The sequence below is a fragment of the Ochrobactrum sp. PL_is483 genome (assembly GCF_055816855.1).
The window spans coordinates 68,514-93,296 of the sequence record NZ_JBVPGS010000039.1; the positions used below are offsets into that span (position 1 = coordinate 68,514).

Sequence of the window (24,783 nt, forward strand, 5' to 3'; positions counted from 1 at the left end):
GAGTGCTGCGTACTTTCGACATCATCATGATAGCGGCGATGCTGGTGGCGGCGACCGTCACCTACACGATCAAATATGACGCGGAAAAGCAGATCGCAGTCATCGCCAAGCTGAAGCGGCAGATCGATTCCGAGAAGGACACGATCACGCTCCTGCGCGCCGACTGGGCATTGATGAACCAGCCTGGCCGCTTGCAGAGCCTCGTCGGTGTCTACGAAAAGGAACTCAATCTCCAGCCGATCGAAGCGGAACAGCTTGTGCTGAGCGTCAATGAAATTCCGGAGCGCCCGGTCGACGATATCCAGAAGATCATCTCCGGCAGCGACGAACTGCTCGCAAGCGGCGTGCTCGACAAGGATGCCATCACGACCGGCAGCGTCAAGAAAAGCGGGGCGAAGCACTGATCATGCGGCTGAGACCTTTCAGAAAAAAGAACATGCAGGCAGGTGACGGTGTTGAGCCGGTTGGCGATGAAAAGCCGGCCGGCAACATGGCGTTTGTCGGCTCGCGCAAGAAGCACGGCAACCGCGCGCGCAATCGCCTCTGGATGGCCATTGCCTGTTTTGTCGGCATCTACGGCGTCATTGGCGGAAAGCTCGTCTATTTCGGTGTCATCGGCGGCGAAAACGAGGATAATGCAGGACCGGCTGTCCAGCAGCTCGCATCGCGCCCGGATATCCTCGACCGCAACGGCGAAATTCTGGCGACCGACATCAAGACGGCCTCGCTCTATGCCGAGCCGCGCAAGATCGTCGATCCCGACGAAACCATCGAAATGCTGTCCACCGTGCTGCCGGACCTCGATTGGGAAGCGACATACAAGCGCCTGAAAAGCGGTGCGGGCTTTGTCTGGGTCAAGCGCGGCTTGACCCCGAGACAGCAGAGCCAGATCATGGCGCTCGGCGTGCCGGGCATCGGCTTCCGCACGGAAAAGCGCCGCTTCTATCCCGGCGGCCCGACTGCGTCGCACATCCTCGGTCTTGTCAATGTCGACAATCAGGGCATTGCCGGCATGGAGAAATATATCGACAGCCAGGGCCTGACCGACCTGCGTTCCGTCGGCCTTGCGACCGGCCAGTCGCTGGAGCCGGTGCGCCTGTCGATCGATATTCGCGTGCAGCACATCATGCGCGACGTGCTGGTCAAGGCCATGGAACGCTACCGGGCGATTGCCGCCGGTGCCGTTGTGCTGAACGTCAAGACCGGCGAAGTGATCGCCATGGCATCGGTGCCGGATTTCGATCCGAACAATCCGGTCCATGCGCTGGACAAGGATCGCCTCAACCGCATGTCGGCAGGCACCTATGAAATGGGCTCGACCATCAAGAGCTTTACCACGGCGATGGCGCTCGATTCCGGCAAGTTCAACCTGAACTCGCGTCTTGATGCGTCGCGTCCGCTGGTGTTTGGCCGTCAGACGATCCGCGACTTCCACGGCAAGGGCCGTGTGCTGACGCTGCCGGAAGTCTTCATCTTCTCGTCCAATATCGGTTCGGGCCGCGAGGCCGATGCCGTCGGCATTGAAGGTCACCGCGCCTTCCTGAAAAAGATCGGCCTTCTCGACCGCTTGCAGACGGAGCTGCCCGAAGTGGCGCGCCCTGTCGAGCCGCGTGTGTGGAAGAAGGTGCATTCGATGACCATTTCGTTCGGTCACGGCATGATGACGACGCCGTTGCAGACGGCGGTTGGCGCTGCGGCGCTGATGAACGGCGGCAAGCTGATGCCGCCGACATTCCTGACGCGCACGCAGGCCGAGGCCGATCGAGTGGCCAAGCAGATCATCCATCCACAGGTTTCTGCGGATATGCGCTACCTCTATCGCCTGAATGCGACCGCCCAGGGCGGCTCGGGCAAGCGCGCCACGGTTCCGGGCTACCGCGTCGGCGGCAAGACCGGCACGGCGGAAAAGGTGGTGCATGGCCGCTATTCCAAGGATGTGCGCTTCAATGCTTTTCTGGCGTCATTTCCGATGGATGACCCGACCTATGTCGTGCTGACCATCATCGACGAACCGAAGCCGGAAGAGGGCAAGTTCAGCGCAACCGCCGGTCTCAACGCAGCGCCGATGGTTTCGGAGATCATCCGCCGGTCCGCTTCGTTCCTCGGTGTGAAGCCCGATTTCCAGCTCGAAGCCCAGCCAGCAATGGTTAGCAATTTAAGCGGCAAGCCTGATTTTCAACAGGATGTGCCGCCAGCAATGGTTTCCAACGAATACGACTGATTCGCATAAAACAGCCTTTGCAGCGTTACGCGCACAACTGAATCTGGATTTGGTATGACCATGAAACTGAAGGAAATCGCTCTTTTCAAGGAACTGGCCTCCGGCAATGCCGGCGAGGTGGAGATCACCGGCGTCACGTCGGACTCCCGCAAGGTGGAACGCGGTTTTCTTTTCGCAGCCTTGAAGGGTGTGAAAGCCGATGGTGCGGCCTTCGCTGCCGATGCCATCAAGCGTGGCGCCAGCGCCATAGTCGCGGGCAAGGACACGGTCATCGCCAATGCGGGTGTGCCGGTCCTTCATGTCGATGACCCGCGCCTTGCGCTGGCAGTTGCCGCGGCGCAGTTCTATGGCAAGCAGCCACAGGTCATGGTTGCCGTGACAGGCACTAGCGGCAAGACTTCCGTTGCATCCTTTACCCGCCAGATCTGGGCCTATGCCGGTTTTCCGGCAGCGAATATTGGCACGACCGGCGTCTTTTCGCCGACCCGCAGCGACTATAATTCGCTGACCACGCCCGACCCGGTGGAACTGCATCGCGTGCTGGCCGAACTTGCCGATGAAGGCGTCACCCATGCGGCGATGGAAGCTTCGTCTCACGGTCTCGACCAGCGTCGTCTGGACGGCGTCAAGCTTGCTGCCGGTGCCTTCACCAATCTCGGTCGCGACCATATGGATTATCACGCGACCATCGAGGAATATCTGGGCGCGAAGATGCGTCTCTTCAGCACGCTGTTGCCGAAGGGCGCGCCAGCCATCATCTATGCCGACGATCATTTTTCGGCACAGGCCATCGAAGCGGCGACGCTTGCCGGATGCGACGTGAAGACAGTCGGACGCAAAGGCAATTTCATTGCCCTCAAGCGCGTGGAGCATGAGCGTTTCCGCCAGCATGTCGAAGTGCGCATCGGCGACGATATTTTCGAGATCGAACTGCCGCTCGCCGGAGATTTTCAGGTGGCGAATGCGCTGGTGGCAGCAGGACTTGCCATGGTTACCGGCGTTCCGGCTGCGGCTGCGATGCGTGCCTTGGCGCTCCTGAAAGGTGCACCGGGACGGCTTGATCTGGTTGGTGCGACGGAAGATGGTGCCCCAGCCTATGTCGATTACGCCCATAAGCCGGAAGCACTGGAAAATGTGCTGACTTCGGTGCGGCCGTTCACGACGGGCCGGGTCATCGTGGTGTTCGGCTGCGGCGGCGACCGCGACAAGGGCAAGCGCCCGATCATGGGCGAAATCGCCTCGCGACTGGCCGATGTGGCCATCGTCACCGACGACAATCCGCGTTCGGAAGTTCCGGCCCAGATTCGCGCCGAAATCATGGCAGCAGCGCCGGGTGCTACCGAAATCGGTGATCGCCGGGAGGCAATCTTTACCGCCGTGTCGATGATGCAGCCGGGCGATACGCTGGTGGTTGCAGGCAAGGGACACGAGGAAGGGCAGATCGTCGGCAACATTACATTGCCGTTCTCGGATCATGCGGAAGTTGCGGCAGCGCTGGCTGCCCGTCTTGAGGAGCGCTCGGAATGAGTGACTGGCTCTGGAAATCCGATGATATGGTCGAAGCCATGGAAGGAAGGCCGTTTGGCAACCTTCCTGCTGGCATCACCGGCATCTCAATCGACAGCCGCTCGCTGAAGCCGGGCGAGGCTTTTTTTGCTATCAAGGGCGAACAGTTCGACGGACATGATTTCGTCACCGCTGCCATGGCTGCCGGTGCCGGTCTGATCGTGGTTGCGGAACACCGTCTGCCCGCTTTCGGCAATTCCAAGGTGCCGATGATCGTGGTCGAGGACGTGCTTGAGGCCCTGACCAAGCTTGGCATTGCTTCACGCGCACGCTCGAAGGCGCAGATCATCGCGGTGACGGGTTCGGTCGGCAAGACGACAACCAAGGAAGCCTTGCGCCACGTGCTTTCGGAAGTGGGCAAGGTTCATGCTTCGGTGGCGTCGTTCAACAATCACTGGGGCGTGCCGCTAACCCTTGCGCGCATGCCTGCCGATACGGATTACGGCGTCTTTGAAATCGGCATGAACCATCATGACGAAATCCGCCCGCTGGTGAAGATGGTGCGCCCGCATGTGGCGCTGATTACGCTGATCGCTCCCGCGCATCTTGGTCATTTCGCCAATCTGGAAGAAATTGCCGTCGCCAAGGCAGAGATTTTCGAAGGCATCGTGCCGGGCGGTTATGCGCTTCTCAACCGCGACGACAAGCGCTTCAAGCAGCTGGAAGAACTGGCTGAAAAGGCAGGCGTCGAGCATATCGTCACTTTCGGCGAGAATGCCCGTTCCGATTATCGCCTGCGTGAAGTGAAGCTGCATCCTACCTGTTCCTGCATGACGGTGAAGGCTGGCACGCATGAAGCTGCGGTCAAGGTCGGCATGCCGGGTCGCCATATCGTTCAGAACATGCTCGCCGTCCTCGGCGCTGCCGATCTGGTCGGTGCGGATATTGCCAAGGTGATGATGGCAATGGCCACACTTTCTGCCGAAGGCGGTCGCGGCGCGCGTCATGTGCTTCAGCATCCCGAAGGAACCTTCACGCTGATCGACGAAAGCTACAACGCCAACCCGACCTCGATGCGCGCAGCCCTGTCGCTGCTGCATTCGGCGACGCCGGAAGGTTCCCGTGGCCGTCGCATCGCGGTGCTGGGCGATATGCTGGAGCTTGGACGTCAATCGGGCAAGCTTCACGCCGATCTGGCGCGGCCTATCGTGGATGCGGAAGTGAATGCGCTTTTTATCGGTGGACCGGACATGTCCGCGCTCAAAAATGCCTTGCCGGTTGAAATTCATACCGAGTACAGGCAAAGCACCGACGAATTGTTGCCGCTGGTGATCAAGGCGGTCCGTCCGGGCGATGTCATCATGGTGAAATCGTCGAAGGGGATCGGCTTTTCCAAAATCGTCAAGGCGTTGATTGCCCAGTTTCCGCCGGTGGAACCCGCGGAATAAGCGGTATTTGAGGGATTTTTCTCTACATGTTGATGTTTCTCACCTTCTTCGCCGAACATATGACACCGCTCAATGTGTTCCGCTACATTACCTTCCGCACCGGCGGCGCGATGATCACATCGGCGCTGATCGTGTTCCTGTTCGGCCCGGCGATCATCAATTCGCTGCGGGTGCGTCAGGGGAAGGGCCAGCCGATCCGCGCTGACGGTCCGCAGACCCATTTCAAGAAAGCCGGCACGCCGACCATGGGCGGTCTCATGATCATGACCGGCATCCTCGTGTCGTGCCTGCTCTGGGCCAATCTCTCCAGCGTCTATGTCTGGGTGGTTCTGCTGGTCACTGTGGGTTTCGGCGCAATCGGCTTTTATGACGATTATCTGAAGGTGACGAAGCAGTCCGACAAGGGCTTTTCGGGCAAGGCGCGTCTTGGCATTGAATTCCTGATCGCCGCCGCCGCCGCTTTCATCATCATGCGGGCAGGGCAGGAGCCGTTCTCGTCCTCGCTGACATTCCCGTTTGCCAAGCAGTTCGTGATCAATCTGAGCTGGTTCTTCATTCCGTTTGCTGCCTTCGTCATGGTTGGCGCAGGCAATGCCGTGAACCTGACCGACGGTCTCGACGGGCTTGCAATCGTGCCGGTCATGGTGGCCGCAGCCTCCTTCGGCTTCATCGCCTATCTTTCGGGTAACGCGATCTTCGCCGATTATCTGCAGATCCATTTCGTGCCCGGCACGGGTGAGCTTGCCGTCGTCCTCGGCGCGGTCATCGGCGCTGGCCTCGGCTTCCTGTGGTTCAATGCGCCGCCTGCCGCTATCTTCATGGGCGATACGGGTTCGCTGGCGCTGGGCGGCATGCTTGGCACTGTTGCGGTTGCGACGAAGCACGAAATCGTTCTCGCCATCATCGGCGGTCTGTTCGTCATGGAAGCGCTTTCCGTCATCATTCAGGTCGGTTCTTTCAAGCTGACCGGCAAGCGCGTCTTCCTGATGGCGCCGATCCACCACCATTTCGAAAAGAAGGGCTGGACCGAGAGCCAGGTCGTGATCCGGTTCTGGATCGTTGCGATCATCCTCGCGATGATCGGCCTTTCCACTCTCAAGCTGCGGTAAAATGCCATGATCCCGATCACCGCCCTCAAGGACAAGACAGTCGCCCTTTTCGGACTGGGCGGGTCGGGCATTGCGACAGCCAAGGCCATTCTTGGCGGCGGAGCTAAGATCATTGCCTGGGACGACAATCCCGACAGCGTTGCCCGCGCCCAGAGCGCGGGCATTGCCACAGGCGATCTGCGGCAGGCCGACTGGTCGCAATTTGCGGCTTTCGTGCTTTCGCCCGGCGTTCCGCTGACGCATCCAAAGCCGCACTGGACCGTGGATCTGGCTCATGCAGCCGGGGTTGAAATCATCGGCGACGTGGAGTTGTTCGTTCGCGAGCGCAACCACATTGCTCCCGATTGCCCGTTCATCGCCATTACAGGCACCAACGGCAAATCGACGACGACCGCCTTGATCGCCCATATCATCAAGGCTTCAGGCCGGGATATGCAGCTTGGCGGCAATATCGGCACGGCAATTCTGACGCTGGAACCGCCGCAGGCAAATCGTTTCTATGTGGTTGAGTGCTCGTCCTACCAGATCGATCTTGCACCGTCGCTGAACCCGACGGCGGGCATCCTGCTCAATCTGACGCCGGACCATCTCGACCGTCATGGCTCCATGGAAAACTATGCGGCAATCAAGGAACGGCTGGTGGCGGCAAGCGACACGGCGATTGTCGGCGTCGACGACCAATATTGCGAAGCCATTGCCGACCGGCTTTATCGTGACGGCGTGCATGTCGTGCGGATTTCCAAGGAAAAGCGTCTTGGCAAAGGCTATTTTGCCGACGGTGCGAAACTGCTCTGGGCGCAGGATGGTGAAGTCGATGAAATCGCTTCTCTGGACGGTATCGGCTCGCTGCGCGGCGCGCATAATGCGCAGAATGCCCTTGCAGCAATTGCCGCTTGCCTGTCCGTGGGCCTGAGCCTTGAAGAAATCCATGCCGGATTGAAGAGTTTTCCGGGCCTTGCTCATCGCATGGAGCAGGTCGGGCATCGCGGGAAAGTCCTGTTCGTCAATGATTCCAAGGCGACCAATGCGGAAGCGACTGCCCCGGCATTGTCGTCTTTCCCGCAGAACATCTACTGGATTGCAGGCGGCGTGCCGAAGGCTGGCGGGATCGCTTCGCTGGCAGGGTTCTTTCCGCGGATTGCCAAGGCCTATCTGATCGGTGAAGCCGCGGCGCAGTTTGCGGCGACGCTGGGCGATGCCGCGCCGTTCGAGATTTCCGACACGCTCGCCGTTGCTGTCGAACATGCCGCCCGCGATGCGGGCAACGATGCTGCTCCGGAGCCGGTCGTGCTGCTGTCGCCTGCCTGCGCGAGCTTCGACCAGTTCCAGAATTTTGAAAAACGCGGCGATGCATTCCGCAGCGCCGTTCTGGCGCTTCCGGGTGTTGAGCCGATAGGAGGAAAAAGCTGATGGTAAGCCGTGTCGATCGCGGTCCTGTCGCCAATTGGTGGTGGACAATAGACCGCTTCTTCCTCGCCGCATGTCTGGCCCTGATGGGGCTTGGCATTCTGCTGTCATTCGCCGCAAGCCCCGCTGTGGCGTCGCGCATCGGGCTGGACAGTTTTCATTTCGTCGAGCGCCAGATTTTCTTCATGCTTCCGGCGGTCGCCGTCATGATCGGCGTATCGTTTTTCTCGCCGCGCCAGATCAGGCGGTTTGCCCTGATCCTGCTGGGCATTGCTCTTCTATTGATGGTTGCCGCGCTGTTTTTCGGCATTGAGGTGAAGGGTGCGCGGCGCTGGGTCAATCTGGCAGGTATCTCCATCCAGCCGTCGGAGTTCATGAAGCCGGCTTTCGTGGTGGTTTGCGCCTGGCTGTTTTCGGAGCGCGAACGCGGCGGGGACATGCCGGGTTATTTTCTTGCCATAGTGCTGTTTGCCGTTACGGCTGGTCTTCTGGTGCTTCAGCCGGATTTCGGCCAGACAATGCTGACGGCAGGCACATGGGGTGCGATGTTTTTCCTTGCCGGGCTGCCGATGTATTGGATCGTTGTTCTGGGCGGCCTCGGTGTCGTGGGTGCGATCGGGGCCTATTTGACGTTGGATCACGTTGCCGGTCGTGTCAATCGCTTCATGACGGGCGAGGGCGATACGTTTCAGGTCGATGCCGGTCGCGAAGCAATCCTGCGCGGCGGCTGGTTCGGGCAGGGGCCGGGTGAAGGCACTGTCAAGCGCATCATCCCGGACAGCCATACCGACTTCATTTTCTCGGTTGCGGCGGAAGAATACGGCATCATCCTGTGCATGATCATCATGCTGCTGTTTGCGTTCATCGTTGTGCGCGGTCTTTCGATTGCACTGCGTGAGCGCGATGCGTTTACGCGTCTGGCCGTTTCGGGGATTGTCATCCTGTTCGGCTTCCAGTCGATCATCAACATGGCAGTGAACCTGCATCTCATGCCTGCCAAGGGCATGACCCTGCCGTTCATTTCCTATGGCGGATCCTCGCTCATCGCCATCGCCATCACGATGGGCATCCTTCTGGCCCTGACACGCCGCCGTCCGGAAGCGCGCATGACCCATACGGTCGGCCATATCGGCGAACGCATTCCGGCTTTGTGAGGGGAATATGGGGAAAGGCGTAATCGTATTGGCCGCCGGGGGAACGGGCGGCCACTTGTTTCCGGCGGAAGCGCTGGCACATGAACTGAAGGCGCGCGGTTGGGATGTTCATCTGGCGACCGATGCGCGCGCGCAGCGTTTCGCAGGCGCGTTCGCGGAAGACCATGTTCATGCTATCCGGTCGGCGACGATTGCCGGTCGCAACCCGATAGCGCTTCTGAAGACTTTCTGGTCGCTGTGGCAAGGCAATCTCGATTCCCGCAAACTGTTTCGTCGGCTGAAACCGAAACTCGTTGCGGGTTTTGGCGGCTATCCGACACTGCCGCCGCTCTATGCTGCGAGCAACATGAATATTCCGACCCTGGTGCATGAGCAGAACGCAGTCATGGGCCGTGCCAATAAAGGGCTTGCAGGGCGCGTGAAAGCAATTGCCGGTGGCTTCCTGTCCGAAACCGGCGGCGCCCATGCCGACAAGATAGTCGCGACCGGCAATCCGGTGCGCCCACCTGTTCTGGCCGCGGCCGGAACACCCTACAAGCCGGTCAAGGCGGATGAGCGTTTTCGCCTGCTGGTCTTTGGCGGAAGCCAGGGCGCGCAGTTCTTTTCGACCGCCATTCCCGCTGCCGTGGCTTTGCTGCCGGAGGAAGTCCGGGCGCGGATGCTTATCACCCAGCAGGCGCGCAAGGAAGACGAAGCCGCCGTGCGGGATGCTTACAAGAAGCTTGGTATTCCTGCCGATGTCGCGCCGTTCTTCAACGATATGCCGGCACGCATGGCCGATGCCCAGTTCGTGATTTCGCGCTCGGGTGCTTCGACGGTTTCCGAGATTACGGTGATCGGTCGTCCGGCCATGCTGGTGCCGTTTCCGCATGCGCTCGATCATGATCAGGCGGCGAATGCGGCAGCGCTTGCGGCCGTTGGCGGTGGCGAGGTTGTTCGCCAGTCGGAATTGTCGCCGGAACGCCTGGCCGGGATACTCCAGGCGGCGATGAATGAGCCACAGCGCCTCGAAGCACAGGCAAAAGCTGCAAAAAGCGTTGGCAAGCCGGATGCTGCGCGGTTGCTTGCTGATCTGGCAGAGGCTATTGCAGCGGGTAAATCAGTTCAGGAATTCAAAGAAGGAACTCGGCCATGAAAATGCCGCTGAATATCGGGCTTGTCCATTTCATCGGAATTGGCGGCATCGGCATGAGTGGTATTGCCGAAGTGCTGCATAATCTGGGCTACAAGGTACAAGGCTCGGACCAGTCCGACAGCGCCAATGTGCAGCGCCTGCGTGAAAAAGGCATTGAGGTCTTTGTCGGCCACAAAGCCGAAAACATTGGCGATGCCGAAGTGGTCGTCGTTTCGACGGCGATCAAGAAGAACAATCCCGAGCTTGTCGCCGCACGCGAAAAGCTGCTGCCCATCGTGCGCCGCGCCGAAATGCTGGCCGAGTTGATGCGCTTCCGGCATGCGGTCGCGATTGGCGGCACGCATGGCAAGACGACCACCACCTCGATGGTTGCGGCCTTGCTTGATGCCGGGCATCTCGATCCGACCGTCATCAACGGCGGCATCATCAACGCCTATGGCACCAATGCCCGCATGGGTGATGGTGACTGGATGGTCGTGGAAGCGGACGAAAGCGATGGCACTTTCCTGAAGCTTCCCGCTGATATCGCGGTGGTTACCAATATCGATCCGGAGCATCTCGATCACTACGGCAATTTCGATGCCGTGCGCGCCGCTTTCCGCCAGTTCGTCGAGAACGTGCCGTTCTATGGTTTTGGTGTGATGTGCCTCGATCATCCGGAAGTGCAGGCCCTGGTGAGCCGCATTGAGGATCGCCGCATCATCACTTACGGCCAGAATCCGCAGGCGGAAGTGCGTTTCGTCAACCACCGCATGGACGGTGCTGCGAGCCTGTTCGATGTCGTGATCCGTTCCCGCAAGGGCGAGACGATTGAAATCAAGGACTTGCGCCTGCCGATGCCGGGGCAGCACAACGTGTCCAACGCAACAGCGGCGATTGCCGTTGCACATGAGTTGGGTATCTCTGCTGACGATATTCGTCGCGGCCTCGGCTCGTTCGGCGGTGTGAAGCGGCGCTTTACCCATACGGGCTCGTGGAACGGCGTCGAGATATTCGACGATTACGGCCATCACCCGGTTGAAATCCGCGCTGTCCTGAAAGCAGCGCGTGAAGCCGCCAAAGGCCGTGTGGTCGCTATCGTGCAGCCGCACCGCTATACGCGTCTGGCAAGCCTGTTCGACGAGTTTGCGGCATGTTTCAACGATGCCGATACGGTCATCGTGGCACCGGTCTATACGGCGGGCGAGGACCCGATCGAAGGCGTCAATTCCGAGGCGCTGGTGTCGCGCATCAAGACCGCAGGTCATCGCGATGCGCGCTATGCAAGCGGGCCGGAAGCGCTGGCGCCATTGGTTGCCTCCATCGCGGAGCCCGGTGATTTTGTCGTCTGCCTCGGCGCAGGCAACATTACGCAGTGGGCCTACGCATTGCCGAAAGAACTGGCTGAACAGGGCAAGAAGTAAGATGGAAAGCGGCGAGACGCTTCTGAAGAAGCTCGATGGCAAGCTGTCGGGCCTGCGTGGCCGGCTGACAGCCGACGCTGGCATGGACAAGATTACCTGGTTTCGCGCTGGCGGACCGGCACAGGTTCTGTTTCAGCCTGCCGACGAGGAAGACCTCTCCGCATTTCTAAAGGCTGTGCCGGAAGAGATACCGCTCCTCGTTGTCGGGATCGGGTCCAACCTTCTGGTGCGCGATGGCGGCGTTCCCGGCTTTGTCGTGCGGCTTTCCGCCAAAGGCTTTGGCGAGGTGGAACAGGTTTCCGACACACAGTTGCGGGCAGGGGCGGCAACGCCTGACAAGCGTGTGGCTACTGCAGCGCTCGACGCAGGGCTCGCTGGATTTCATTTCTATCATGGCATTCCCGGCGGCATCGGGGGCGCCTTGCGCATGAATGCAGGCGCCAACGGCGTCGAAACGCGCGAGCGCGTGGTGGAAGTGCGCGCGCTTGACCGCAAGGGCGAGGTGCATGTGCTTTCCAATGCGGATATGGGCTACGCCTATCGGCATTCGTCAGCTTCGCCGGATCTGATTTTTACTTCGGTCCTTTTTGAGGGAAACCCCGGCGAGCGTGACGCGATCCGGCAAGCCATGGACGAGGTGCAGCATCATCGCGAGACGGTGCAGCCGGTGCGCGAAAAGACAGGCGGTTCGACCTTCAAGAATCCGGAAGGCACATCGGCCTGGAAGGAAATCGACAAGGCAGGCTGTCGCGGTTTGCGCGTCGGCGGCGCGCAGATGTCCGAAATGCACTGCAATTTCATGATCAATACCGGCACCGCAACGGGGCACGATCTGGAGACTTTGGGCGAAACGGTTCGCGCCAGAGTTTTCGAAAATTCGGGCATTCGCCTTCATTGGGAAATCAAACGTCTCGGTTTGTTCCGCGAAGGCGAGCCGGTTGAAGAGTTCCTTGGAAAATTTTGATAAAAAAGTTGCCCGGATTTTCTACCTGATATTCCGGGCTTTTTTGCCTTCGCAAGCGAAGCGTAAGCTTCGTCCTGTCCTATAGGGACTTGTCACGGAATCAATCCTCTGATTCTTTAGGGTTAACCACACAGTGATTTGATTCGGCAGGATTTTCCTGCCGCGGGTGCCTGCGGTCTTTGCTGCTGGGTTGCCTGGATTCTGTTTAATTGATGCGCAGGGGATTGCGCAGAGGGGATGCTAACATGACGGGAAAGCACGTTGCCGTTTTGATGGGCGGATTCTCTTCGGAGCGCCCGGTCAGTCTGTCCTCTGGAGCCGCTTGCGCTGCAACTCTTGAAGAGTGTGGCTATCGCGTGACGCGCATTGACGTGGATCGCAATGTTGCCACCGTTCTTGCCGAGCTGAAGCCTGACGTTGTGTTCAATGCGCTGCATGGTCCTTTCGGTGAGGATGGTGCTGTCCAGGGTGTTCTCGAATATCTCCAGATTCCCTACACGCATTCGGGTGTGCTTGCTTCGGCGCTGGCCATGGACAAGGATCGCGCCAAGAAAGTTGCTGCTGCTGCCGGTGTAGCTGTTGCTCCGTCGCTTCTGCTCAATCGTTTCGAGATCGGCGCAGAGCATCCGATGAAGCCGCCATATGTGGTCAAGCCGGTGCGCGAGGGGTCGAGCTTTGGCGTCGTGATTGTCAAGGAAGATCAGGCTCATCCGCCGCAGATCATCAGCTCTGCCGAGTGGAATTACGGCGCGGATGTTCTGGTCGAGAAATACATTCCCGGTCGCGAGCTAACCTGTGCCGTTATGGGCGATCGCGTCATGGACGTGTGCGAGATCATTCCCGTCGGGCATCAGTTCTACGATTATGATTCAAAATATGTTGCAGGCGCATCAACTCACGTGTGCCCGGCAAAAATTTTACCAAATATTTACCAAAAAATACAAACAATGGCCCTTACGGCGCATCGGGCAATCGGGTGTCGGGGCGTAAGCCGGTCGGACTTCCGTTTCGATGATCGTTTCTCCGAAGATGGCGAAGTTATCTGGCTGGAAATCAATACCCAGCCGGGGATGACTCCTACCTCGCTCGTGCCTGATATCGCCAAGGCGGCCGGTATCTCTTTCGGTGAATTGTTGAGTTGGATGGTGGAGGACGCGTCTTGTTTGCGTTGAACGGAAAATCGGACGGATACGGGCGCTCGGGCTCGATGCGGGATGCATCGGGCGCGATGGGTGCCGCTTTTGTCCTGCCGCGCTTCCTGCGCAAGCCGTTCCGCTTTGCTGTCCGCCTGTTTCAGGGCAATGTCACCATTCCGCGCCATGCCGGCACCATCGGCATGCTGGGCTTCCTTGGCGCGACCGGCCTTTATGGCATGGCCGTCGGCGGCCATACGCCCGAAGTCGTCAAGGCAACCGCATCCACGCTTGGTTTCGCAATCGAGGATGTGAAGGTTGTCGGCAACAACGAAACCTCCGACATCGATATTCTGGGTCAGCTCGATCTCGACGGCGAAACGTCGCTCGTCGGTTTGAGCGCCGAAGATGCGCGCCAGTCCATCGATCAGCTGCCGTGGGTGGAAAGCGCGGAAGTGCGCAAGGTCTATCCCGGCACAATCCTCGTCTCGCTTCAGGAGCGCAAGGCTTTTGCGATCTGGCAGAACGACAAGGAACTTTCGCTGATCGATGCTGCTGGCGACACCATCGTTCCGTTCCGTTCGGGCCGCTACAATTCTCTGCCTCTCGTCGTGGGCGAGGGTGCCGAAAAGAAGGTCAAGGGTTTCGTGGACGAGATTGCGGCCTATCCGGGATTGGTCGGAAAGGTGCGTGCCTATATCCGCGTCGGCGACCGCCGGTGGGACCTGCTTCTGGATAATGGCGTGCGCATCATGCTGCCGGAAACCGATCCGTTGAAGGCGCTGGCGGAAGTCGAGCGGCTTGATCAGGAACAGCATCTCCTGTCCCGCGACATTGCCGCTGTCGATCTTCGCCTTGATGATCGTGTGACGGTTCAGCTGACCGCAACCGGCATGGAGCAGCGCCAGAAGTTTTTGGCAGAGCGTAAAAAAGAACTATCCCGCACGGGGAAGCGCGTATGAGTATTCTGGGCGGCAAGGGAACATCACAAGGTGGGGCTGCGGGGCGCAAGGTGCGCCTGTTGACGGTTCTGGATGTTGGATCGAGCAAGGTTTCCTGCGTCATCGCAAGGCTGCGCCCGCATGAGGGCGGCGCGCTTTTGCCGGGCCGCACGCACCGGATGGAGGTGCTGGGCATCGGCCATCAGCGTTCGCGCGGCGTCAAGTCGGGCGTCATCATCGATCTCGACGCGGCTGAACAGTCGATCCGTCTTGCGGTCGATGCGGCAGAGCGTATGGCGGGCCTGACCGTCGACAGCCTCATCGTCAATATTTCTGCTGGTCGCCTCAAGAGCGAGACCTTCACGGCGAGCGTCAATCTGGGCGGCCATGAAGTCGAGCAGACGGATATTCGCCGGGTGCTGGCCGCTGGCGCGAAGCAGGCGCTCGCTGCGGAACGTCACCTCGTTCATTCGCTGCCGGTCGGTTACACGCTCGATGGTGAGCGCGGCATTCGCGATCCGCTCGGAATGCTGGGCGACAGCCTTGGCGTCGATATGCATGTGCTGACCGCCGATGCCGCACCGCTGCGCAATCTGGAGCTTTGCATCAATCGCTGCCATCTGTCGGTGGAAGCCATCGTTGCGACGCCTTATGCCAGCGGCCTTGCCGCTCTGGTTGGCGACGAAGCCGAAATGGGGGCTGCCTGCATCGATATGGGCGGCGGCACGACCACGATTTCCGTCTTCTCCGAAGGCAAGTTTGTCCACGCTGACGCGGTTGCCATCGGCGGCAATCACGTGACGATGGACGTGGCGCGCGGCTTCTCCACCCGGATGGAAGACGCTGAGCGCCTCAAGGTCATGTACGGCTCCGCTCTGCCGAGCGCTGCCGATGACCGCGATCTCATTTCCGTTCCGCCCATCGGTGACGATGAGCGGGACGTACCCAATCAATATCCGCGCTCGGTACTGACGCGGATTATCCGTGCGAGAGTGGAAGAGACGCTGGAACTGGTGCGCGACAGGCTCAACCAGTCCGGTCTCGGGCATATCGTCGGCAAGCGGGTGGTTCTGACGGGCGGCGCAAGCCAGCTGCCGGGAATGCCGGAGGCTGCCAGACGAATCCTTGCAAGAAATGTACGAATCGGGCGTCCTCTAGGAATAGCGGGATTGCCTGAGGCGGCTAAGGGGGCGGCTTTCTCCGCGACCGTTGGACTTCTGATTTACCCGCAGGTGGCCGGGATAGAAGAACGGTCGGTGAAAGCGGCTTCCTCCGGTCTCATGACCGGTACGGGTGGGCGAATTCAACGTGTCAGCCAATGGCTGAAAGAGAGTTTCTGAGTACAAGTATTGAGTAAGCTGTTGAATTAGCGTGTCGACTTATTGGGGCGTGACCATCTGGGTAACAACCAATCCACACCGCGGCGGCGAAGCGGTGGTAAGGCTTAAGAGGAACAAGGACCTATGACTATCAATCTGCAAAAGCCGGATATCACCGAGCTGAAGCCCCGCATCACCGTATTCGGTGTCGGCGGCGGCGGCGGCAATGCGGTCAACAACATGATCAATGCCGGCTTGCGCGGCGTAGATTTTGTCGTGGCCAACACCGACGCTCAGGCTTTGACGATGTCGAAGTCCGAACGCATGATCCAGCTCGGCGCTGCCGTTACAGAGGGTCTTGGTGCTGGTTCCCAGCCAGAGGTTGGCCGTGCGGCCGCTGAGGAATGCATCGACGAAATCGTCGATCACCTGAACGGCACCCACATGTGCTTCGTGACCGCAGGCATGGGCGGCGGCACCGGCACCGGCGCTGCTCCGGTCGTGGCGCGTGCTGCTCGTGAGCGCGGTATCCTCACCGTCGGCGTCGTGACCAAGCCTTTCCATTTCGAAGGCGCCCGCCGCATGAAGACCGCCGATCTCGGCATCGAAGAACTGCAGAAGAATGTCGATACGCTCATCGTCATTCCGAACCAGAACCTCTTCCGCATCGCCAACGACAAGACCACCTTCGCCGATGCTTTCGCAATGGCTGACCAGGTGCTCTATTCGGGCGTTGCCTGCATCACCGACCTGATGGTCAAGGAAGGCCTCATCAATCTCGACTTTGCCGACGTTCGCTCGGTGATGCGCGAAATGGGCAAGGCCATGATGGGCACGGGCGAAGCTTCCGGCGAAGGCCGTGCAATGGCTGCCGCCGAAGCTGCAATCGCCAATCCGCTGCTCGACGAAACCTCGATGCGCGGTGCGAAGGGCCTCCTGATCTCGATCACGGGCGGTCGCGACATGACCCTGTTCGAAGTCGACGAAGCCGCGACCCGTATTCGCGAGGAAGTCGATCCGGATGCGAACATCATCCTCGGCGCAACCTTCGATGAAGGTCTTGAAGGCGTCATCCGCGTTTCTGTCGTCGCTACCGGTATCGATAAGCAGTTAGGAGACGCGGCGCCTGCGCCGCTGGAATTTCGCCAGCCGGTGAAGCAGACTGCCGCTCAGGCAAAGCCGATGGCTCCGCATGGCGCACTTCGTCCTCCGGTCGTTGAGCAGCCGCGTCAGGTCGACCCGATTGCACAGGCGATCCAGTCTGCCGAAGCTGAAATTCCAGCCGCACCGGCAGCACCTGCCGCTTCGGCAGAGCCGGAATTCCGTCCGCAGAGCCGCATCTTCCAGGCTCCGGCACCGGAATCCTTCGAACGCGCTCCGGTTGCCCGTGCACCGATGCCACAGGCTCCGGCCGCTCATCAGGCAGCACAGGCCATGCAGCCGCAGGCCTATCAGCAGCCGCAGATGCACGAACAGCCGGTTCGTGAGCCGCGTCCGGCCCCGCGCATGCCTGCCGTTTCGGATTTCCCGCCTGTCGCACAGGCTGAAATCAACGCGCGCCGCGCCCCGCAGCAGCCTGTACAGGAAGAGCCGCGTGGCACGAAGGGCCTGCTCAACCGTCTCATGAGCGGCCTGTCGCGTCGTGAGGACGACCAGCCGGCAGCCCGCCTGGAGCCGGCGCAGCATCGCGAGCCGGGCATGCGCCCCGCCGAACGCCGCGCTCCGCAGCAGGACTCGTCGATCTACGCACCGCGTCGCGGCCAGCTTGACGATCAGGGCCGTCCGCAGCCGCGCGCCGCTTCCGAAGAAGACCAGCTCGAAATCCCGGCCTTCCTGCGCCGCCAGTCGAACTGATTTTTTCGCCGATTGAATGAGGAAGCCGCGGGTAACTCCCGCGGCTTTTTCGTGTCTGTAAACGAAATCAGAACATTCGTAAGAAAGCGTGATTTTGTTCAAGTCACGCAAATTATTATTTTAAATGAACGGGGTATGGTTCGGGGAGCACAAGTTTGCGAACCTTTTCGTATTTCCTGTCGCAATTTCAGCTATATATATCCATATAGATGCAAAGATTGCGAAATTTGGTCGTGTTGAAATTCCGTTTGCGCGGCTTGCATTCATTTTATTCAGCAGATTGGAACTGTCTTGAGCGCTTATCAAAAGACAATTGGCCGTGCGGTCACGCTTTCGGGCGTCGGCGTTCACGGCGGGGCTCCGGCTTCGGCGACGTTTTTCCCGGCTGATGCCGATACGGGAATCGTCTTTCAGCGTTCCGATCTGAAGGGCAAGGCACAGGAAGTTCGCGCCCATGTTTCGCAGATCGGCGCAACAGACCTCTGCACTTCGCTTGGGCCGAAGGAATCCAGGATCGATACAGTCGAACACCTGATGGCGGCGATTGCCGCTCTCGGCATTGATAACCTTGTCGTGGAAGTCAATGGCCCGGAAGTTCCCATTCTGGACGGCACTTCTGCGCGCTTTATCGAGGCTTTCGATGGGGCGGGTATCGTCACGCAGGAGGCAAAGCGCCGCTTTATCCGCATTCTGAAAACGGTGCGCGTCGAAGCTGGCGGGTCGTGGGGCGAGTTCCAGCCTTTTGCCGCGACACGGTTCGAGGTCGAAATCGATTTCGAGTGCCCGCTGATCGGTCGGCAGAAATTCGCAGGTGACATGGATGAAGCGACTTTCCGCAAGGAGCTTTCCACTGCGCGCACTTTCGGTTTCATGAAGGATGTTGAGCGCCTCTGGGCGTCCGGCCATGCGCTTGGTTCGTCGCTCGACAATTCGCTTGTCATCGGGGACGACAATTCGATCATCAATCCGGGTGGTTTGCGTTTCAAGGATGAGTTCGTCCGTCACAAGACGCTTGATGCCGTCGGCGATCTGGCGTTGGCCGGTCTGCCATTCATTGGCTGCTTCCGCTCCTATCGCAGCGGTCACAGGCTGAACGCGGAAACGGTGAAGGCGTTGCTGTCGGACAAGACGGCGTTCGATATTGTCGAGGCCTCCGGCATCCGCAATACTTCCAGAGCATCCGATTTCGTTGCCGTGAAACCAACTATCGCTGCTCCTTGGGCGCTTTAATATATACCATGAAATGAGGGGTATCGGCACTTGGCCTTAATTGAGCCGTGTTCGCCGGTTCACTTCGCAATTGAGTCGGTACGCCGTCCTGCGGTGGATTGATCGGGGAATATCTACCCACGCGGGTGGTCAATACCGGGGACAATTCACACTGGTTATGCGTTTCGATGTGCCGTCCGGCGGATTTGGGCGACTAGACGATTGCCGATTTCGCTTGCATGTGGTTTATGGACGGCCAAAACAGCGTCTGCGATGCTTGTACATTCGCTGAAGCTGAATGATTTGTATGGATGGAGCTGCTATCCAGTGCTAGAAGCACGCAGCTCCAAACAGGAATGACGCTGCCAAAAGGCCGGAGACCGCATGACGAGTTTCAAATTCAAGGGTGTGACGAAAACCGCGCTGCTGACTGGCGCCATCGCCGTTCTTATCCCGCTCGCCGGTTGTGCCAGCAAGGACGACGACATCGATCTCACCAAATATGTCGAGACGATCGATCCTGCCGACAAGCTCTATAATGAAGGTCTCGCCAATCTGGATGCGGGCCGCCTGGATGAAGCCGCGAAGAAATTCGCTGCTGTCGACCGCCAGCATCCTTACACCGAATGGGCGCGCAAATCGCTCGTGATGGCTGCTTTCACCAACTATCGCAAAGGCAATTACGAAGAAGCGATCTCGATGGCGAAGCGTTACAACACGCTTTACCCGACTTCGCCTGAATCTGCCTATGCCTATTACATCATCGGTCTTTCCTACTTCCGCCAGATTCCGGACGTGACCCGCGATCAGGCCGCAAGCCGCCGGGCAATCGCCGCGATGCAGGAAGTGGTCGACCGCTTCCCGGATTCCGAATATACGGATGACGCCAAGGCCAAGATCCGCGTCGCCCGCGACCAGCTCGCAGGCAAGGAAATGCAGGTTGGCCGTTACTATCTGGAACGCAAGGAATATCTGGCTGCCATCAAGCGTTTCCGCGGCGTGGTGGAAGAGTATTCCAACACCCGTCAGGTGGAAGAAGCGCTGGCTCGCCTCGTGGAAGCCTATTACGCGCTCGGCCTGACGTCGGAAGCCCAGATGGCCGCTTCGGTTCTCGGCAAGAACTACCCGGACAGCCAGTGGTACAAGGACAGCTACAAGCTTCTGCAGAGCGGTGGTCTTCAGCCGCGCGAGAATGGCAATTCGTGGCTGGCCAAGGCTTCGGCGCTCATCACCGGTGGCGGCTCATAAGCCGATTCTCACATGCTGTCGCATCTGTCGATCCGCGATATTGTTCTGATTGAAAGGCTCGACATCGAGTTCAAGACGGGCTTGTCCGTGCTTACCGGTGAAACCGGGGCGGGTAAGTCCATCCTGCTTGATTCGCTGTCACTGGCGCTTGGTGCGCGTGGCGATGCCTCGCTGGTGCGTCATGGTGCCGATCAGGGGCAGGTGACTGCGGTATTCGATGTGCCGGGCGGACATCCTGCCCGGAATTTTCTGCGCGATAACGGTTTTGACGATGATGGCGACATTATCCTGCGTCGTCTGCAGATGGGCGATGGCCGGACGCGCGTTTTCATCAACGATCAGGCGGCAAGTGTCGCCCTTCTTCGCGATCTCGGACGCAGGCTGGTGGAAATCCACGGCCAGCACGATGATCGCGCCCTGATCGATACCGATCTTCACCGTACATTGCTGGATGCTTTCGGCGGTCTTGAGCAAGAGGCGGCAGTGGTCCGCGAGCGTCACAAGGCTTGGCGTGATGCGGAAACGGCGCTTGCCAAGCATCGCGCCCGCGTCGAGCAGGCCGAGCGCGAAGGCGACTATCTGCGCTCGTCGGTTGAGGAACTGACGAAGCTCGATCCGCAACCCGGCGAGGAAGAAGAACTCGCTGAACGCCGCGCGATCATGATGAAATCGGAAAAGATCGCCGGTGACGTGAACGAAGCTGGTGAATTGCTGTCGGGGCAGGGCTCGCCTGTGCCGTCGCTGGCAAGCCTCGTGCGTCGTCTGGAGCGCAAGATCCCGGAAGCGCCGCATCTGCTGGAGCCGGTCTGCAAGGCAATCGACGAAGCACTCAACAGTCTGGCTCTTGCGCAGGACGGCATTGATCATGCCATGCGTGAAATCGATTTCGATCCCCGCGTGCTGGAACAGGTCGAGGAACGGCTTTTTGCTCTGCGCGCTGCGGCACGCAAATATTCCGTTGCGGTGGAAGGCTTGCCCGCGCTGCGTGACAAGATGGATGCCGATCTGGCCGATCTGGATGCCGGAGCGGAAAAGCTCATCCAGCTTGAAAATCAGGCGGCTGAATTGCGGGTGGCTTATGACGTTGCTGCGGCCAAGCTCTCTGGTTCGCGCAAGGAAACTGCGGAGCATCTCAAGGCCGCTGTGATGGCCGAACTGCCTGCGCTCAAGCTTGAGCGCGCCGAATTCATCGTTGAAATGACGACCGACCCGGAAGCGCGGGCGGCGGAAGGCATCGATACGGTAGAATATTGGGTTCGCACCAATCCCGGCACGCGGGCCGGGCCAATGATGAAGGTCGCCTCGGGTGGTGAGCTTTCGCGTTTCCTGCTGGCGCTGAAGGTTGCGCTTGCGGATCGCGGCTCTGCCCCGACGCTTGTATTCGACGAAATCGATACTGGCGTGGGCGGTGCGGTGGCGGATGCCATCGGGCAGCGTCTGGCACGGCTTTCCGGTCGCGTGCAGGTTCTTTCGGTCACACATGCGCCGCAGGTGGCAGCGCGTGCCTCCACACATTTCCTGATTGCCAAGTCGGCGACCAATGAAGATCGTATGTCTACCTCGATCCGTTCCATAGGAGTGGATGAGCGGCAGGAAGAGATCGCCCGTATGCTGGCCGGCGCCAGCATCACCGATGAAGCGCGCGCAGCGGCGGAACGCCTGCTTGCCGAGAATAGCGCGCTGGCCATTTAAAAGCCTGTCAGCAGTCACTGTGCAGTTCGCTGTTTTCGTAGGCGTAACCGTATTTCTTGGTTATGTTGTGCGAAATTGAATCAGCAGGTTTTGCTTCGCCTATGACCGATATTCCCGTCGAAAAACTGACCGAGCTTGAAGCCGTTTCCGAACTGGAGCGGCTGGCGCGTGAAATCGCTCACCATGATGAGCTTTATCATGCCGATGACCGACCGGAGATTTCGGATGCCGAATATGATGCGCTGAAGCGGCGCAACGACGCGATCGAAGCGCGCTTTCCGCATCTGGTGCGGGCTGACAGCCCGTCCTTGCGGGTTGGCACTGCGCCGGTTTCCAAATTCGCCCCGGTTGTCCATGCGCGTCCGATGCTTTCGCTTGGCAATGCGTTTTCGGATGAGGACGTGCGCGATTTTGTCGGCAGCGTTTATCGCTTTCTGGGGCAGTTGCCTGATAATTCCATCGCTTTTACCGCCGAGCCGAAGATCGACGGGCTTTCCATGTCGATCCGTTATGAGAACGGTGTTCTGGTCAGCGGCGCGACGCGCGGTGACGGCACGACTGGCGAGAATGTAACGGCAAATATCCGCACCATCGCCGAGATTCCCAACAGGCTCCCGGCGGGAGCGCCTTCCGTCGTGGAAGTACGCGGCGAGGTCTATATGGCCAAAAGCGACTTCCTCGCACTCAACGAGCAGATGGCCGCTGAAGGCAAGCAGACCTATGTGAACCCGCGCAACACGGCAGCAGGTTCGCTGCGCCAGCTTGACGCCAAGGTGACCGCAAGCCGCAAGCTGAAATTCTTCGCCTATGCCTGGGGAGAAATGTCCGCAATGCCCGCTGACACCCAGATGGGCATGGTCGAGACGTTCCGCGAATGGAGATTCCCGGTCAATCCTTTGACAAAGCGGCTTCACGGCGCGGATGAACTCATTGCGCATTACCGCGCCATCGGTCTTGAGCGAGCGCAGCTCGACTATGATATCGACGGCGTCGTCTACAAGGTTGACCGGCTGGACTTGCAGACACGGCTTGGCTTTCGTTCGCGCAGCCCACGTTGGGCTATCGCGCACAAGTTTCCGGCAGAACAGGCCACGACGATCTTGCGGGACATCGACATTCAGGTCGGGCGCACCGGCGCAATGACCCCGGTTGCGCGACTGGAGCCGATTACCGTCGGTGGTGTGGTTGTCACCAACGCAACGCTGCATAACGAAGACTACATCAAGGGTATTGGCCTCAAGGGCGAGCGTATCCGCGCGGATGAGCATGATATCCGCATCGGCGATACGGTCATCGTGCAGCGCGCAGGTGACGTTATCCCGCAGATTGTCGATGTTGTGCTGGAGAAGCGCCCGGCCAATGCCGTGCCGTTCCAGTTTCCGCATGAATGCCCGGTCTGTCACAGCCATGCGGTGCGGGAGGAGGGCGAGGCGGTCTATCGTTGCACCGGCGGTCTGACCTGCGCGGCGCAGGCCGTTGAGCGCATTCGCCATTTCGTGTCGCGCAATGCGTTCGATATTGAAGGCCTTGGCGAAAAGCAGGTCGAGTTCTTCTTCCATGCCGAAGATGACAGCCTGAAGATCAAGTCTCCAGCCGATATTTTCACGCTGCAGAAGCGACAGGCGGGTTCTCTCAAGAAGCTTGAGAACATCGAAGGTTTTGGCGCGACTTCCGTGAAGAAACTTTACGATGCGATCAATGACCGGCGTGAGATTGCCCTGCATCGCTTTCTGTTCGGTCTTGGCATCCGTCATGTGGGCGAGGTGAATGCCAAGCGTTTCGCGCGGGCCTATCTGTCTTATACCGCGTTTGAAAAAGCTGCTCTGGAAGCCGTTGCGCCGAAAGAAGGTGACCGCACCGACAAGGGCAATGAAGCCTGGCAGGACCTGATTGCGGTTGAGGGTATCGGTTCCATTGTTGCCGAAGCGGTCGTGGATTTTTATGCCGAGCCGCATAACCGGGAAGTGCTTGCGGCTCTTCTCGCGGAGGTGACGCCGCTTGATGAAGAAGCGCGGGTCGCTACCGGTTCGCCGGTCGAAGGCAAGACGGTGGTGTTTACCGGCAGTCTGGAGCGCATGTCGCGCGATGAGGCCAAGGCCATGGCCGAACGCTATGGAGCAAAGACCGCCGGATCGGTGTCGAAGAAGACCGATCTTGTGGTGGCGGGGCCGGGAGCAGGCTCCAAGCTCGCCAAGGCGTCGGAGCTGGGCATCGAAGTCATCGATGAAGACGCCTGGTTCAAACTGGTTGGAGAAGAATAATGGCCCCGTTCAACGGTTTTGGCGAGAAAGCGATCCCGTTTCTGAAAGCTCTGGATTTTCACCAGAATCGCGAATGGTTTGTCGAGAACAAGGATATTTTCGAGCAGCAATTGAAGGAGCCGCTTGGCGATCTCGTCGAAGACCTGACGAGCCGGTTTGAAAAGGCCGGTCTGCCCTTCAAGGGCGACCGGGTGAAATCGCAGTTCCGTATCAAGCGTGACACGCGGTTTTCCAAGGACAAGGCTCCCTATAATCGTCATCTTTCCGCATTGCTGTCGCAATCAGGCACGAAATGGGACGAGAGCGGGTGCTTCTATGTCTGCATCGGCTTGCCGGGTGTTCGCGACAGCTACGCCTGTGTGGCGTGGTGGGGGCCGAAGAAAGAACTGCTTCAGGCCATTCGCACATCCATCGTCGAGAAGCCGGAAGAGTTTCGCGCCATGGTCGCGAAGCTCAAGAAAAACGGTTTGAAGATCAGCGATTACGACCGGCTGAAACGGACGCCGCGTGGTTTTGAGGCCGTGACCGACGATGATCTGCTGGAAGCGATTCGCAATCGGCATTTCTCCGTGCGGATGGAAATCGATCCTGAAACGATTACCCGTGCCGATCTGGCTGATCGTCTGGTCGATTTCACGCAACGCGCTCGTCCGCTCATCGACTGGATGCACAAAATCGAAAAGACCGTCCCGCAACAATCATGATCCTTCATGAATGCATCAGCCGAATTCATGAGTGATGCGCAAATGCGGCATCCCTATTTAATAGTATGATTTTTT

The 24,783-nt window shown here is 59.3% G+C and carries 19 protein-coding genes; all 19 read left to right on the plus strand.

Annotation, left to right across the window (positions count from 1 at the left end):
- Positions 1 to 2: 2 nt before the first annotated feature.
- The 19 genes from ftsL to AC0TNJ_RS17410 all read left to right on the plus strand — a co-directional run bounded on the left by ftsL (position 3) and on the right by AC0TNJ_RS17410 (position 24,708).
- The gene (gene ftsL, locus AC0TNJ_RS17320; protein ID WP_122000411.1) at positions 3 to 404 is read left to right on the plus strand and encodes a cell division protein FtsL; all 402 of its coding nucleotides are present in this window, start codon (positions 3 to 5) and stop codon (positions 402 to 404) included.
- A gap of 2 nt (positions 405 to 406) precedes the next feature.
- Positions 407 to 2,221 (plus strand): peptidoglycan D,D-transpeptidase FtsI family protein, encoded by a 1,815-nt coding sequence (locus AC0TNJ_RS17325; RefSeq protein WP_473771828.1) that lies wholly within the window; start codon positions 407 to 409, stop codon positions 2,219 to 2,221.
- 54 nt (positions 2,222 to 2,275) lie between these two features.
- Positions 2,276 to 3,748, plus strand: a complete 1,473-nt coding sequence (locus AC0TNJ_RS17330; RefSeq protein ID WP_122000413.1) for a UDP-N-acetylmuramoyl-L-alanyl-D-glutamate--2,6-diaminopimelate ligase — start codon at positions 2,276 to 2,278, stop codon at positions 3,746 to 3,748.
- Positions 3,745 to 5,175 carry a UDP-N-acetylmuramoylalanyl-D-glutamyl-2,6-diaminopimelate--D-alanyl-D-alanine ligase gene (locus AC0TNJ_RS17335; RefSeq protein WP_473771829.1) on the plus strand — a complete coding sequence of 477 codons (1,431 nt, stop codon included), beginning with the start codon at positions 3,745 to 3,747 and terminating at the stop codon, positions 5,173 to 5,175. The genes AC0TNJ_RS17330 and AC0TNJ_RS17335 overlap by 4 nt, the downstream gene beginning before the upstream one ends.
- A gap of 26 nt (positions 5,176 to 5,201) precedes the next feature.
- Positions 5,202 to 6,284 (plus strand): phospho-N-acetylmuramoyl-pentapeptide-transferase, encoded by a 1,083-nt coding sequence (gene mraY / locus AC0TNJ_RS17340; RefSeq protein WP_122000415.1) that lies wholly within the window; start codon positions 5,202 to 5,204, stop codon positions 6,282 to 6,284.
- Between the two features lie 6 nt (positions 6,285 to 6,290).
- The gene (gene murD / locus AC0TNJ_RS17345; RefSeq protein ID WP_122000416.1) at positions 6,291 to 7,694 is read left to right on the plus strand and encodes a UDP-N-acetylmuramoyl-L-alanine--D-glutamate ligase; all 1,404 of its coding nucleotides are present in this window, start codon (positions 6,291 to 6,293) and stop codon (positions 7,692 to 7,694) included.
- Positions 7,694 to 8,845, plus strand: coding sequence for a putative lipid II flippase FtsW (gene ftsW / locus AC0TNJ_RS17350; RefSeq protein ID WP_122000417.1), 1,152 nt, complete (start codon positions 7,694 to 7,696; stop codon positions 8,843 to 8,845). The genes murD and ftsW overlap by 1 nt, the downstream gene beginning before the upstream one ends.
- 7 nt (positions 8,846 to 8,852) lie before the next feature.
- The gene (murG, locus tag AC0TNJ_RS17355; RefSeq protein WP_473771830.1) at positions 8,853 to 9,980 is read left to right on the plus strand and encodes an undecaprenyldiphospho-muramoylpentapeptide beta-N-acetylglucosaminyltransferase; all 1,128 of its coding nucleotides are present in this window, start codon (positions 8,853 to 8,855) and stop codon (positions 9,978 to 9,980) included.
- On the plus strand, positions 9,977 to 11,383 hold the full coding sequence (murC, locus tag AC0TNJ_RS17360; protein ID WP_122000419.1) for a UDP-N-acetylmuramate--L-alanine ligase: 1,407 nt from the start codon (positions 9,977 to 9,979) through the stop codon (positions 11,381 to 11,383). The genes murG and murC overlap by 4 nt, the downstream gene beginning before the upstream one ends.
- 1 nt (position 11,384) lies before the next feature.
- Complete coding sequence (murB, locus tag AC0TNJ_RS17365) at positions 11,385 to 12,347, plus strand: UDP-N-acetylmuramate dehydrogenase (protein ID WP_473771831.1); 963 nt, start codon at positions 11,385 to 11,387, stop codon at positions 12,345 to 12,347.
- Positions 12,348 to 12,592: 245 nt separating this feature from the next.
- Positions 12,593 to 13,519 (plus strand): D-alanine--D-alanine ligase, encoded by a 927-nt coding sequence (locus AC0TNJ_RS17370; RefSeq protein ID WP_122000421.1) that lies wholly within the window; start codon positions 12,593 to 12,595, stop codon positions 13,517 to 13,519.
- The gene (locus AC0TNJ_RS17375; protein WP_473771832.1) at positions 13,507 to 14,442 is read left to right on the plus strand and encodes a cell division protein FtsQ/DivIB; all 936 of its coding nucleotides are present in this window, start codon (positions 13,507 to 13,509) and stop codon (positions 14,440 to 14,442) included. The genes AC0TNJ_RS17370 and AC0TNJ_RS17375 overlap by 13 nt, the downstream gene beginning before the upstream one ends.
- Positions 14,439 to 15,761, plus strand: a complete 1,323-nt coding sequence (gene ftsA, locus AC0TNJ_RS17380; RefSeq protein WP_122000423.1) for a cell division protein FtsA — start codon at positions 14,439 to 14,441, stop codon at positions 15,759 to 15,761. Before AC0TNJ_RS17375 ends, ftsA begins: the two co-directional genes overlap by 4 nt.
- Before the next feature lie 123 nt (positions 15,762 to 15,884).
- Entirely contained in the window at positions 15,885 to 17,594 is a 1,710-nt protein-coding gene (ftsZ, locus tag AC0TNJ_RS17385; RefSeq protein WP_122000424.1) for a cell division protein FtsZ, read from the plus strand.
- A 291-nt stretch (positions 17,595 to 17,885) separates the two neighbouring features.
- Entirely contained in the window at positions 17,886 to 18,824 is a 939-nt protein-coding gene (lpxC, locus tag AC0TNJ_RS17390) for a UDP-3-O-acyl-N-acetylglucosamine deacetylase (protein ID WP_473771833.1), read from the plus strand.
- Between the two features lie 363 nt (positions 18,825 to 19,187).
- Positions 19,188 to 20,051, plus strand: coding sequence for an outer membrane protein assembly factor BamD (locus AC0TNJ_RS17395; RefSeq protein ID WP_122000426.1), 864 nt, complete (start codon positions 19,188 to 19,190; stop codon positions 20,049 to 20,051).
- Positions 20,052 to 20,063: 12 nt separating this feature from the next.
- Entirely contained in the window at positions 20,064 to 21,743 is a 1,680-nt protein-coding gene (gene recN / locus AC0TNJ_RS17400; RefSeq protein WP_473769600.1) for a DNA repair protein RecN, read from the plus strand.
- Between the two features lie 101 nt (positions 21,744 to 21,844).
- The gene (ligA, locus tag AC0TNJ_RS17405; protein WP_473771834.1) at positions 21,845 to 24,004 is read left to right on the plus strand and encodes an NAD-dependent DNA ligase LigA; all 2,160 of its coding nucleotides are present in this window, start codon (positions 21,845 to 21,847) and stop codon (positions 24,002 to 24,004) included.
- Positions 24,004 to 24,708 carry a TIGR02453 family protein gene (locus AC0TNJ_RS17410; protein ID WP_122000428.1) on the plus strand — a complete coding sequence of 235 codons (705 nt, stop codon included), beginning with the start codon at positions 24,004 to 24,006 and terminating at the stop codon, positions 24,706 to 24,708. The genes ligA and AC0TNJ_RS17410 overlap by 1 nt, the downstream gene beginning before the upstream one ends.
- Positions 24,709 to 24,783: the final 75 nt, after the last annotated feature.

Bases quoted from the DNA above. Each gene is read 5' to 3' on its own strand.
- AC0TNJ_RS17395 (WP_122000426.1), top strand. From the start codon at position 19,188: ATGACGAGTTTCAAATTCAAGGGTGTGACGAAAACCGCGCTGCTGACT.
- AC0TNJ_RS17370 (WP_122000421.1), top strand. From the start codon at position 12,593: ATGACGGGAAAGCACGTTGCCGTTTTGATGGGCGGATTCTCTTCGGAG.
- murG (WP_473771830.1), top strand. From the start codon at position 8,853: ATGGGGAAAGGCGTAATCGTATTGGCCGCCGGGGGAACGGGCGGCCAC.
- ftsZ (WP_122000424.1), top strand. From the start codon at position 15,885: ATGACTATCAATCTGCAAAAGCCGGATATCACCGAGCTGAAGCCCCGC.
- AC0TNJ_RS17325 (WP_473771828.1), top strand. From the start codon at position 407: ATGCGGCTGAGACCTTTCAGAAAAAAGAACATGCAGGCAGGTGACGGT.
- AC0TNJ_RS17410 (WP_122000428.1), top strand. From the start codon at position 24,004: ATGGCCCCGTTCAACGGTTTTGGCGAGAAAGCGATCCCGTTTCTGAAA.
- murB (WP_473771831.1), top strand. From the start codon at position 11,385: ATGGAAAGCGGCGAGACGCTTCTGAAGAAGCTCGATGGCAAGCTGTCG.
- ligA (WP_473771834.1), top strand. From the start codon at position 21,845: ATGACCGATATTCCCGTCGAAAAACTGACCGAGCTTGAAGCCGTTTCC.
- AC0TNJ_RS17330 (WP_122000413.1), top strand. From the start codon at position 2,276: ATGACCATGAAACTGAAGGAAATCGCTCTTTTCAAGGAACTGGCCTCC.
- recN (WP_473769600.1), top strand. From the start codon at position 20,064: ATGCTGTCGCATCTGTCGATCCGCGATATTGTTCTGATTGAAAGGCTC.
- murC (WP_122000419.1), top strand. From the start codon at position 9,977: ATGAAAATGCCGCTGAATATCGGGCTTGTCCATTTCATCGGAATTGGC.
- murD (WP_122000416.1), top strand. From the start codon at position 6,291: ATGATCCCGATCACCGCCCTCAAGGACAAGACAGTCGCCCTTTTCGGA.
- ftsA (WP_122000423.1), top strand. From the start codon at position 14,439: ATGAGTATTCTGGGCGGCAAGGGAACATCACAAGGTGGGGCTGCGGGG.
- AC0TNJ_RS17335 (WP_473771829.1), top strand. From the start codon at position 3,745: ATGAGTGACTGGCTCTGGAAATCCGATGATATGGTCGAAGCCATGGAA.
- ftsW (WP_122000417.1), top strand. From the start codon at position 7,694: ATGGTAAGCCGTGTCGATCGCGGTCCTGTCGCCAATTGGTGGTGGACA.
- mraY (WP_122000415.1), top strand. From the start codon at position 5,202: ATGTTGATGTTTCTCACCTTCTTCGCCGAACATATGACACCGCTCAAT.